We start from the raw sequence: 11301 nt of genomic DNA on the forward strand, positions 1-11301 counted from the left end.
AGAGCGGGCCGAGCGGCCATCCGGTGGACGGCGGACCGGCGGGGACCGGCGTACTCCGCCGGCCCCCTCCGGCAGAGCGTCCGGACGCTCAGGTCTGGCACTGCTTCGTGGTCGCGGGGGACCAGCCGCTCCAGGCGGCGCCATCGGCGCGGGCGTGCACGCGGATCTCGACCTTCACCGGGCCGCACACACGGGTGGTGCTTCCCACTTCGACGGGGCCGATGGACTCGCCCGCCCGGACGTGCGCGCGACCGCTGCCGATCTTCTCCCAGTGACCGCCGTCGACCACGCGGAAGTACGCCTCGTAGGTGACGTTCAACGCCTTGGATCCCGTGTTGCGCGCCTTGATGTGTGCCGTGACGTCCCGCGTGGGGAACCTGCCGGCGGAACCCCGTTGGGCGCTGATGCAGCCGTTGACGGCTACCCGGCCGGTGGACACCCCTCCCCCGCAGGCGACGGCCGCGGCGTGCGCGTCGGCCGGCAGGGTGAGCAGGGTGAGCGCGGCCGCGCCCAGGATCGTTCCGGTACGCCTCAGGTGCAATGTCCCGTTCCCGTCCATGAGTCCGTTTCCTCTGAAGAGACCATGGCGCGCTTCGGGGCGTGAAGTGCGGCTACCCGGAGGGTCTTTCACTCAAAGGAGGACAAAGCGCAGGGCCGTGGATCGGATGGTCGCACTTTCCGCGATGTGACCCGGATCACCTCCGAGGGAAAACCCGCCGTCCCCGACGTACGTCTAGCAGGTGTGAAACGAGTGTGGGCGGCAGCGCCGCAAGAACTGGACGAGGAGCATCTCCTGCGGCGGGTGGCCCGGGGCGACCGGGCCGCCTTCGAGGAGTTGTACCGCCGCACGTCGCCCTGGCTGGCGGTGCGGCTGCGGCGCCGCTGCGACGACCAGCAGATCGTCGCCGAGGTCATGCAGGAGACGTACCTGGCGGTGTGGCGGGCGGCGGGCTCCTTCTCCGGAAGTCGGACCGGGGGAACGGCCGTCGGCTGGCTGTGGACGATCGCGGCCCGCCGGCTCGTCGACGCGTTCCGGCGCAGGGCCCACCACGCGGAGCCGCCGCTCGCCTACGCTCCGCTCGCCGCGGCACCCGCGGCCGAGGAGGAGGCACTGGTGGCCACCGTCGGCGGCGACGTCGGTGACGCGCTGCGGCGCCTGGCGCCGGAACTCAGAGAGGTGTTGCAGGCCATGGTGCTCGACGGACTGTCCGTCCGGGAGACCTCCGTTCTGCTCGGACTGCCCGAGGGAACGGTCAAGACCCGCGCCCGCCGGGCCAGGATCGCGATGCGGAAGGAGCTGGCATGAACGGGGAACACGCGTCGGCACGACTCATCGACGGGTACGCCCGCGGCGACACGAGCCTCCTCGTGGACGAGGTGTGGGCCCTGGAGGCCCACTTGGAGGGCTGCCGGGTCTGCCGCGACCGGCTGTCGGCCGCCGTCACGACGCGGGCACCCGCCGTGGTCGCGCTGACCGAAGCCGTCTGGTCCGATCTCTCACCCCAACTGGACTCGGTCGTCCCGGCGCCGCCGCGCCGACGCCGGGCACGGCTGCGGGCGTGGACGACGCCCGCCATGACCCCGTGGTTGGCCATGGTCCTCGCCGTGACCCTGCTCGCACTGCTGCTGGACCTGGCGGGACCCGGCTCCGGTCAGGTGTCCCTGGTGCTGTTGCTCGCGCCCGTCCTGCCCGTGGGCGGCGTGGCCGCCTCGTGGTCGCGCGGGCTGGATCCCGCGTACGAGCTGACGGCGTCCACCCCCCGGGCGGGTCTGCAACTGGTGTTGCGGCGCACCGCCTCCGTCCTCGCCGTGGTGATTCCCGCGCTGCTCGCGGGGGGTTGGACGACAGGGTTGTCGGCCGCGCAATGGCTGCTGCCCTGTCTGGCCTTCACCTCGCTGACCCTGGCCCTCGGCGCGGTGATCGGCGTGACCCGCGCCGCCGTCGCCCTGGTGGCCGTATGGGTCGCGGTGGTGGTGGCGCCGACCCTGGCCACCAGCCGTACGGCGGTCGCCCTGCAGGCGGACGGGCTGCCGGTGTGGGGTCTGCTCCTCGCGCTCGGCGTCGTCGTGGTGATCGCCCGCAGGGGCGCGTACACCGGGCCGGGTGAGCGGCGTTGAGCCCGCGGACCGCTCCGGAACTCCCCCGAACCACCCCACGAGACAAGAGGAAGCGCACGATGCCCGCAATGAGCAGGGACGACATCGCCCCCACGGCCTACGCCTGGGAGATCCGGGCGACCGCATTGAAGGTCAGGGTCGGTCGGAACCGGATGGCCGTCGACGGGCTCGACCTGTCGCTGGGTACCGGGGTACACGGCCTCCTCGGTCCCAACGGTGCGGGGAAGACCACCCTCATCCGGGCGCTGGCCACCGTGCTGCGCCCCGCCGGGGGTGAGCTGGAGCTGCTCGGGGAGTCCGTTGGCGGGCGGGGCGAGTTCCGTGCGCTGCGCCGCCGGATCGGCTACCTGCCGCAGGAGTTCGGCTACTACAAGCGTTTCACCGTACGCGAGTTCGTCGAGTACATGGCGTGGCTGAAGGAGGTGCCCACGGCCGACATCCCGGCCGCGGTGCAGCGTGCCGTGGAGCGGGTCGGCCTGGCCGACCGCGCGGACGAGCGGATGAAGACCCTGTCGGGCGGGATGGTGCGGCGGGCCGGCATCGCCCAGGCCATCGTCAACGACCCGTCGATCCTGCTGCTGGACGAGCCGACGGTCGGCCTGGACCCGGCGCAGCGGCTGCGCCTGCGCGAACTGCTCCAGGAGTTGGGGACGGACGCCTGCGTGGTCGTCTCGACCCATCTGGTGGAGGACGTGGCCGCGGCCTGCACGGACGTGGTGCTGTTCGCCGAGGGGCGGCTGGTCTTCCAGGGCACTCCGGGCGAACTCGCCGCGGCGGGCGGCCCGGAACACGTGGGCGACAGCCCGTTGGAACGCGGCTACTCGGCTCTGCTGGTCGACCCGGTGCGCACGAGGGGTGCCTGGTGAACCTCCGTATCCCGCTCATCGAGCTGAGGCGTTCCGTGGCCCCGTGGGCCGGCGCCGTCGTCCTGCTGGCCGCGCTCGCGTTCCTGCACCTGCTTTCCGGGCCGTGGACCAAGGGCACCGCGCTGTGGACCGCGCAGTGGACCTCCATGGCCATGTGGACCCGGTACCCCCTGGTGTTCCTGTGGCCGCTCGCCGTGGGACTCGGGGCGCTCCAGGGGCTGCGCGACCACCGCTCGCGGATGTCCGAACTGCTGACCAGTACCCCGCGACCCGCCTCGCACCGCGCGGCCGCGCTGGCCGGCCCGACGGCGTTCGCGCTGGTGTCGGCCTTCGGGCTGCTCGTCGTTCTGGGTGCGGTGCGAGTCCTCGCCGGTGACGCCTCGTACGCCCACTTCGGTTGGCTGCCGATTTCGCTGGTGGGGGCGCTCGCGGTCGCCGCGGGGGCCGTCCTGGGCATGGGGGTCGCACGGGTCCTGCCCTCCGTGCTCACCCCGCCCGTACTGGCCGTGGGCACCTTCCTCCTCGCGAGTTTCCTCCGGCAGACGACGGACGGGGCGCTGCCGACCTCCGCCGTGCCGAACCGCCTCTCTCTGCTGTCGCCGACGGTGGCGGAGGCACGCGAAACGCTCCTGACGCTCTCCGCTCCCGTCCACCTCGGGCAGGCGCTCTGGTTCCTCGGCATGGCCGCGACGGGCCTCGCGCTGCTGGCCGCCGCCGGCCCGCGCGGCCGACTGCTCGCCCTCACCCCGCTGCTGGCGGGCGGGGCCGTCGCGCTGCTCCTGTTCCCGGCCGACCCGCGCGGTACGTACGTCGTCGACCGGGCCGCGGCGACGCAGGTGTGCGACGGCCAGGTGTGCGTGACCGCCGCCCGGCGGGCGCGGCTAGACCAGCTGGCGGGGCCGGGCAAGGAGGCACTGCGCCTGCTGCGCGACGCCCTCGGCGAACGGGCGCCCGTCGCCATCCACGAGGCCACGCTCCCGCGTGCGCTGGGCGGGACGCCGGAGCGGTCGCCGGGGTTCCTGCTCGTCGACTTCGACGACGGGATGATCGGCGCCGCACGGGGCGAGGGGCTGACGCGGGCTCTGATCGGTCAGGGCCTGGCCCCGGTGTGCAGTCCGCGCAGCGACACCGAGAGCGGCACGCTCACGGACGCCGCCGCGCAGAGCGTCGGGGCCGCCTGGGTGCTCGGTGCGGAGCCCCGGCCGCTCGACGGGACCATGCACGGGGCGGACGACCAGGACGCCCTGGCCCGCCCGGTGTGGGAGGAGTTGACGGCGCTCCCGCCGGCGGAGCAGCGGGTTCGGATCGGCGCCATGCACACGGCCGCGGTCTCCTGCTCGGGCGATCCGCTCGAAGCGCTGACCGGCGGTGCGTCCCGGTGAGGTGGCTGACGCTGTACGCGCGTTCGCGGCAGGTGCCCGCCTCGCTGGCCGCGGTGCTGATCAGCGCGTCGGTGGTGTGGGCGTTCGCCCGGGTCGACGACGGGCCGTGGGATCCGCGGCTGTCCACGCTCGCCCTCGCCGCGGGGGCGACGGCGGTGTCCGTCGGTCTCGGCGGGCAGGACCTCGCGATGGACCGGGCGGCAGCGATCCGCTGGATGCCGCGCCGGGCGGCGCACGTACTGATCTGCGGCGTGCTGATCGGCGGGGTACTGCTCGCGGCGCAGACGTTGAGCGGGCAGCCCGCCACCCCGGGGTTCGTCGTGCGCAACTGCGCGGGGTTGATGGGCCTCGTCGCCCTCGGGGCGGCCTGGTACGGGAGGCAGTACGCGTGGATCCTGCCGTTCGCGTGGATGTCGGTCTCCTTCGTGGCCCCGTCCGCGCCGGACGTCACCTCGCAGGTGCTGACCTGGATGCTGTTGCCGCCCGACGCGACGGCCGGCGTCTGGACGGCCCTCGTCCTGGCCGTCGCGGGTCTCACGGTGTACGCCGTCGGGGGTCCGAGGCGTTAGGGCCCGGGGTGCGGTGTCAGGGCCGTTCGGCGTACTGGAGCGCACCGCCGACCGAGAAGCACAGGGCTCCCAGCAGGGTGCCCCAGTTGGCGATGTCCGCGTCGAGTTCGCTGCCGGTCGCCCTGGGGGTGAAGGCCGCGAGGGCGGAGATCATGAACAGGACGGAGCCGAGCTGGTTGACCGCGACGATCCACCAGCCGAGGTCGTGCGCGAGCACCCGGAGCCGGCCGTGACAGACCTCGACGAACGACAGGTGCCCCGACACCAGGAACAGCACGCAGCCGATGACGTCGGGGGTCCAGATCAGCCGGTTGATCTGCTGGACGGTCAGGCCCTGGAGGAACGAGTCCAGCAGGTTCACCCCGAACACCAGCGTGCCGGCGAACAGCGCGAACACGCACAGCCAGTCCAGGTGCATCGGTTCGTAGCTCCACCACCGCCACCGCCGGGTGACCAGGGCGTCGGCTCCCGACGGAACGTGCCGGGGGGCGTTGATCACCTGGAGCAGGGAGACGTATCCGCCCGTGTTGAAGAACAGGCCGCCGACGAAGTAGACGGCGGCGCTGGTGATCGCGTCGCCCGATCCGAACTGGGCGAGGGCCGCTCCGACGGCGAAGAGCGCGCCGCCGATCACGAAGGCGACGGCGGCGATGGAGTTCAGACGGCGCAGTCGTACGAGGGTCGCGGCGTCGGCGCGCACGTGCCGGGCGTTCGACGCTCCCCGTGCGCGCACCGCGAGCACGCCGCGGCGTCGGGCCAGGCGCGAGTCCCAGACGGCTTCGCGACCGTCGGGAAGCCGCCAGGTGCGCCTGGTGGTGAATGGTCCCGCGCCCTCGGCGACGCGCAGCTCGGCCTGTGCCACGGACCGAGCCTAGGCCGGCTCCTGCGGATATTGCCCGACCCGCGCCGGGGCGCGTGAACGGTGCGGTCAGGCGTCCTGGAAGGCGCCGGTCACCACCAGGTTGCCGTCCGGGGTGCGGTGCGCGAGGTTGCCCGTGCGGAGGTAGCCGTCGGCGGTGAAGGAGCGTGCGTTGTGCTCCGGCGCCCGGTAGTGGCCCCGGGGGACGTGCGGGCCGCGGGCCAGGAGTTCGCCGGGCTCACCATCGGGCACGGGCCTGCCCTCGGCGTCGACGATGCGGAGTTCGTCGTCGTTCGAGAGCGGGCGGCCCTGGGTACCGAGCACGGTCTCGTCCGGGTCCCCGGGCCTGGTCAGGGTGAGCGGCCCCTCGGTCATGGCGAAGACCTGCTGCAGGCCACAGCCGAGTGCGGGGCCCATCCGTTCGGCGGTGGCCCGGTCGGTGGGTGCGGCGCCGACCTGTACGAGTCGCAGGCTGCTCAAGTCGGCCCCGACGGTGGGGAGCACGTCCAGCCAACGCCGGGCCAGGTCGGGCACCACCGACGTGAGGGTGACCCGTTCCCGTTCGATCACCCGCAGGCACTCGGCGGGATCCGGGTCCTCCACCAGGACGACGGCGCCGCCGACCGAAAGGGTGCCGACGATGCCGGGGCAGCCGAAGGCGAAGTGGGAGGAGGCGGGCAGCGCGGCGAGGTACACGTCGTCCTGGGTGAGGGACACCAGCTCGGCCGCGGCGCGTGCCTGGTAGGCGTAGTCGTTGTGGGTGCGCGGAACGAGGTGGGGCGCCCCGGTGGTGGCGTCGGAGAGCAGCAGGAACGCCACCTGGTCGGCGCTCCGCGCCGGCGTCGGCTCGGGCGGGGAGTCGATGGAGTCCAGCGGGAAGTAGTAGCAGCCCGCCGGGTCGGTCGTGAAGCCGCCGTACGGTGACGCGGCGCCCGGCGCCTCCAGGGTGAACACGCGCCGGAGGAAGGGTCCTCGGGCCGCGATGTCCGCCGCCATCGCCGTGTGGTCGAAGCCCCGGTGGGTCGACGGGCCGGCGTAGCCGACGCTCTCGGTGACCTGCACGAGGTCGGCGACATCGGACGCGCCGTACGGGAGCGGGCAGAACACGGGCACCGCGCCGACGCGCATCAGCGCGAACACGGTGATGACGAAGTCGGGAACGTTCGGCAGTTGGACGACGACCCGCTGCCCGGGCCGCAGGCCGCGCAGCCGGAATCCGGCGGCCATGCGGTCCACGCGGCGGTTCAGCTTCGCGTACGTGACGCGGGTGTCGCCGTGCACGAGCGCGGTCCGCGGTCCGTACTGGAGGGCCCAGCCGCGGAGCAGGTTGTCGAGCGTATTGCCGTTCCAGCGCCCGGCCGCCCAGTAGCGGTCGACGAATTCCTCGGGCCAGGGCGTACAGCCGTCGAGCAGGGGTGTCATGTGCTTCTTCCTGTGCCGGTCCCGCACCTGCCGTCTTGATCTTGACCAGCCAATCCCCCGCCGCCGTCGGCCGCAATGCGCCATCCGAACCATGGGCGTCGAGCTCCCTCGGCTGATGGTCCAATCCGCGGTTCGGTTCGGGATGTCGGTCCGGCCGTTTTCCGGGAGCGTACAACCGTGGTCGTAGGCGGGCGCCGCCCATGGTGGTAGGCAGGAGTGCGCTCCTGGTGGGCCGACAGGCGCGGCGCCCGGCGGCTACGTTGTCGCTCGTTCCGGAACGTCCATGACGGAGGATCGCCGCATGCAGACCCGTTTGGCTGATGCCCCGCGCAGGCGAGTGGTGTGGGGGATATCCCTCGTCCTGATCGCGGTCACCGCGCTCCTCGGGAGCCCGCCCGGCACCGCGACGGCGACGGCGACGCCGCTCGCCGCCCCGCCCGTTCCCGTACTGTCCTGGGGCCCCTGCGACGGGGCGGCCGCCGGCGGTCCGGGTGACGGCTTCGAGTGCGCGACCGCCCTGGTGCCGCTGGACCACCGCCGGCCCACCGGGGCCACGATCCCCCTCGCCGTCACCCGGCGGCTCGCGGCCGACCCGTCCCACCGCACCGGCGTCCTGCTGCTGCACCCGGGCGGACCCGGCAACTCCGGCGTCGACTTCGCCCGCGACAGCTACGACGCGCTCCCCGCCTCCCTCCGCGATCGCTTCGACGTCGTCGGGTACGACATGCGGGGCGTGGCGCGCAGCGGACAGGTGGAGTGCTGGAACGACAGGGAGTACGCCGCCGCCGTCGACGCCGCGCGGGGCGTACCGGGCCCGGGCGCCCTGCGGGAAGCCGTCCGGCAGGGTCTCGACTTCGCCACCGCCTGCCAGGAGCGCGCCGGGAACCTCGTGCCGTTCATCGGCACCGGGTCGAACGCCCAGGACATCGACCTGCTGCGTCAGGCCCTCGGCGAGGAGACGCTCTCCTTCTACGGACGCTCCTTCGGCAGCTACGTCGGCACCGTCTACGCCGCCCGGTTCCCCCGGCACGTCCGCGCCATGGTCCTGGACGGGGGCTACGATCCGCGCACCTACGCCGACGTGCCGTACGTCTACGACGCCGGGCAGTTCGCCGCCCTGGACTCGGCGGTCGGCCGGTTCCTGGACTGGTGCGCGCAGAACGCCACCACCTGCGGGTTCGGTGACGGCGAGCCCCGGCGGGCCTTCGAACGGCTCAAGCGGTCACTGGACGCCGAGCCCGTCATCACCGCGAGCGGACGCCCGGCCACCGGCTACACCCTCGCCTACCGCCTGATGTTCAACATCAACTCGGGCAAGGTGATCTGGCCCTACCTGGGGCAGGCCCTGCGCGCGGCCCAGAACCGCCAGGTCTCGTTCCTGCTGTCGCCGCCCTCACCGGGGTCCTTCGACTTCCTCAACGTCAACCTGGCCGTGGAGTGCGCGGACCGCGTCTACCCGACGAGCCGGCTGCTGCTCGGCACCCTGGTCGGCGCCCAGGCCGCCTCCGCTCCCCTGCTGGGACCTCCCGTCGGCCTCGGGCCGCCCACCTACGACCACAATCACGCGCCCACCTGCGCCCAGTGGCAGTCCGAGCGCCCGAGCCGCTACGAGGGCTCCTACCGGGCGGCCGGTTCGGCCCCGATCCTGGTCCTGGGCACGACGGGGGACCCGGACACCCCGTACCAGGACTCCGTGGCCCTCGCCGGGGCGCTGGACAACGGACGGCTGCTGACCTTCGCCGGTGAGGGGCACACCGCCTACAACCGGAGCGCGTGCGTCAGCGCCTTGGCCACGGCCTACCTCGCCACGCTGGCCGTGCCCGCGCGGGGCACCGTCTGCGCCGACGAGGCGCCGCCGGCACCGCTCGGCCTCCGTGCGACGGGCATCGAGGTGGACGAGACGCGGGACGTGATCCCGGTACTGCGCTGAGCACGTCCCCCGAGTGCCCGGCTTGAGCGGCGGCGGGGCCGCGGCCCGAGCCGGGGGCTGCGGCCCCGTCCTCGTTCCGGGGGCCGTCAGGCCGGGACGCCCCAGCGGTGCAGGAGCCCTTCCCTCCCGTCGCGGGTGAGCCAGGTGCCGTCGCCGAGCGGTCTGGCGAAGGTGGCCCCGGTGGCGCTCCCGCCGTGACGCGCGCCACCCGACCCGCCGTCCCCGCACCCTTTGGCAGCCGTTTATGATGGGAGCAGCGAAGGGGAGTAGTCCCGAAATACCGCTGGTCGACATACTGGACAGGGCAACCCGTCCCGGCCATCGGGCCCCGGCACACAGTGCCGTGGTGGACGAGACCTTCGGCCAAGCATGACCGGGTCCGCGCATACGTGCGGGCCGATCCGTCGTGCCGGGCCGAGTGGTTCTCCCGTCGCCTCCTGGGTGTCGTTCGAGCTGACGGTCCGGCCCCAGCAGAAAGCACCGGGATGACTCTCGACCCCCTGGCGATCGTCACGGCCTTCGGGCTGATCTTCCTCGCGGAACTCCCCGACAAGACCATGTTCGCCTCGCTGGCCATGGGCACCCGCATGCGCCCGCTGTACGTGTGGTTCGGCACCTCCAGCGCGTTCATCGTGCACGTGGCCATCGCCGTCGGCGCCGGCAGTCTCCTAGGGATGCTCCCGGACATGCTGGTCAAGCTGGTCTCCGCCGCCCTCTTCGCGTTCGGCGCGGTCGTGCTGCTGCGCAGTGGGGACGACGAGGACGAGAACGGCGCCGCCAAGACCGTCACCGGCTTCTGGCCCGTCTACACGACCGCTTTCACGGCCGTCTTCATCAGCGAGTGGGGCGACCTCACCCAGATCACCACGGCCAATCTCGCCGCCACCAACGGCTGGCTGCCCACCGCCATCGGTTCCGCCCTCGCCCTGATGTCGGTCTCGGCCCTCGCCCTGCTGGTCGGCCGGTTCATCGCCCAGCGCGTCCCGCTGAAGACGGTCCAGCGGTTCGGCGCCGTCTGCATGGCCGCTCTCGCCGTGTGGACCCTCGTCGAGGCCTTCACCGCCTGACCCACCTCCGACGACCCCGGCGGCCGTGTCCGTACCGCCCGGCCGCCACCGCTCCGCCGCCCCCACCGTCACCACGACGGCAGGGGCGGGCGGTGCGACGCGCCCGTTCCCCCGGGCCGGGAACTACTGTCGCGGCATGGTCGAACACGATGTCCTCAGCACCGTCCGCGAGGCGTACGACGCTGCCGCCCCCACCTATGCGCGGATGTTCCGCGACTCGCTGCGCGACAGTCCCCTGGACCGCGCGATCCTGGGTGCCTTCGCCGAGGTCGTGGAGGCCCAGGGGGATGGTCCGGTCGCGGACCTGGGGTGTGGGCCCGGCCACATCACCGCCCATCTCCACGGGTTGGGGCGGGTGGTGTTCGGTGTCGACGCCTCTCCCGCGATGATCGAGTTGGCCCGACGGGCCCATCCGGGGCTCCGGTTCGAGGTGGGCTCGATGGCCGCGTTGGACATCGCCGACGGCAAGCTGGGCGGCGTGCTCTCCCGTTGGTCCGTCATCCACACTCCACCACGGGAACTGCCGTCCGTCCTGGCGGAGTTCCACCGCGTGCTGGCTCCTGGCGGCCACCTCCTGATCGGCTTTTCGGCGACCGATGACGCGTCCCACCTGACGCAGGCCTTCGATCACGCGGTCGCCACGGCATACCGGTGGTCGCCCGATCACCTCGCCGAGATGCTGCGCCAGGCCGGGTTGGCCGAGGTGGCCAGGGTGGTCCGCGAGCCGCAGCCCACCGACCGGCGTCAGTTCCAGGAGGTCCAACTGCTGGCCCGCAAGGCGCAGACCCGGCGCGGCGTCGCGGACACGAACAGGCACCCGCGCCGCGTGGCGGGCCGCCCCTGAAACCGCACCCCCACCCCGATCAGGTCCTCGTCCGCCACCACGTCCTCCCGGGTCTGCCGTTCGGCAGATGTGTTCTGAACTCCCGCAAGGAATGCTGGATTTCAGAACACCAAGGAGGCAGCGCCATGACACAGGTGACCGAAAGCCCGGTCCTACCCCGACAGGCCCGTACCCCGGGCGTCGTGCGCCGTCGGTTGGCCGGCTGGCCGCGCTGGATCGGGTACGTGGCCTTCCTGGTGCTGCT

General features: G+C 72.9%; 11 protein-coding genes. 8 read left to right on the plus strand and 3 right to left on the minus strand.

Annotation, left to right across the window (positions count from 1 at the left end; translation table 11 throughout):
- Nucleotides 1–88: 88 nt before the first annotated feature.
- Nucleotides 89–559 carry a hypothetical protein gene (locus NOD94_RS16850; protein ID WP_281206761.1) on the minus strand — a complete coding sequence of 157 codons (471 nt, stop codon included), beginning with the start codon at nt 557–559 and terminating at the stop codon, nt 89–91.
- 243 nt (nt 560–802) lie between these two features.
- On the opposite strand from NOD94_RS16850, the gene NOD94_RS16855 reads away from it, so the two are divergent.
- The 5 genes from NOD94_RS16855 to NOD94_RS16875 are packed head-to-tail and all read left to right on the plus strand — an operon-like array spanning nt 803 to nt 4935.
- Nucleotides 803–1306, plus strand: coding sequence for an RNA polymerase sigma factor (locus NOD94_RS16855; RefSeq protein WP_281206773.1), 504 nt, complete (start codon nt 803–805; stop codon nt 1304–1306).
- On the plus strand, nt 1303–2118 hold the full coding sequence (locus tag NOD94_RS16860) for a zf-HC2 domain-containing protein (RefSeq protein ID WP_281206762.1): 816 nt from the start codon (nt 1303–1305) through the stop codon (nt 2116–2118). Before NOD94_RS16855 ends, NOD94_RS16860 begins: the two co-directional genes overlap by 4 nt.
- 59 nt (nt 2119–2177) lie before the next feature.
- Nucleotides 2178–2984 (plus strand): ATP-binding cassette domain-containing protein, encoded by an 807-nt coding sequence (locus tag NOD94_RS16865; protein WP_281206763.1) that lies wholly within the window; start codon nt 2178–2180, stop codon nt 2982–2984.
- Complete coding sequence (locus tag NOD94_RS16870; protein WP_281206764.1) at nt 2981–4366, plus strand: hypothetical protein; 1386 nt, start codon at nt 2981–2983, stop codon at nt 4364–4366. Before NOD94_RS16865 ends, NOD94_RS16870 begins: the two co-directional genes overlap by 4 nt.
- A complete protein-coding gene (locus NOD94_RS16875) occupies nt 4363–4935 on the plus strand; it encodes a hypothetical protein (RefSeq protein ID WP_281206765.1) in 573 nt (190 codons plus the stop codon). The genes NOD94_RS16870 and NOD94_RS16875 overlap by 4 nt, the downstream gene beginning before the upstream one ends.
- Before the next feature lie 16 nt (nt 4936–4951).
- Here NOD94_RS16875 and NOD94_RS16880 read toward each other — a convergent pair whose 3' ends face one another.
- Complete coding sequence (locus tag NOD94_RS16880; RefSeq protein WP_281206766.1) at nt 4952–5797, minus strand: hypothetical protein; 846 nt, start codon at nt 5795–5797, stop codon at nt 4952–4954.
- Nucleotides 5798–5863: 66 nt separating this feature from the next.
- A complete protein-coding gene (locus tag NOD94_RS16885; protein ID WP_281206767.1) occupies nt 5864–7216 on the minus strand; it encodes an AMP-binding protein in 1353 nt (450 codons plus the stop codon).
- A gap of 301 nt (nt 7217–7517) precedes the next feature.
- Between NOD94_RS16885 and NOD94_RS16890 the strand changes: the two genes are divergently transcribed.
- The 3 genes from NOD94_RS16890 (at nt 7518) to NOD94_RS16900 (ending at nt 11057) form a co-directional block, all read left to right on the plus strand.
- Nucleotides 7518–9146 carry an alpha/beta hydrolase gene (locus tag NOD94_RS16890; RefSeq protein WP_281206768.1) on the plus strand — a complete coding sequence of 543 codons (1629 nt, stop codon included), beginning with the start codon at nt 7518–7520 and terminating at the stop codon, nt 9144–9146.
- Nucleotides 9147–9631: 485 nt separating this feature from the next.
- Entirely contained in the window at nt 9632–10213 is a 582-nt protein-coding gene (locus NOD94_RS16895; RefSeq protein ID WP_281206769.1) for a TMEM165/GDT1 family protein, read from the plus strand.
- A gap of 136 nt (nt 10214–10349) precedes the next feature.
- Nucleotides 10350–11057 carry a class I SAM-dependent methyltransferase gene (locus tag NOD94_RS16900; RefSeq protein WP_281206770.1) on the plus strand — a complete coding sequence of 236 codons (708 nt, stop codon included), beginning with the start codon at nt 10350–10352 and terminating at the stop codon, nt 11055–11057.
- Nucleotides 11058–11301: the final 244 nt, after the last annotated feature.

The sequence above is a fragment of the Streptomyces sp. Isolate_45 genome (assembly GCF_024721315.2).
Lineage (GTDB): Bacteria > Actinomycetota > Actinomycetes > Streptomycetales > Streptomycetaceae > Streptomyces.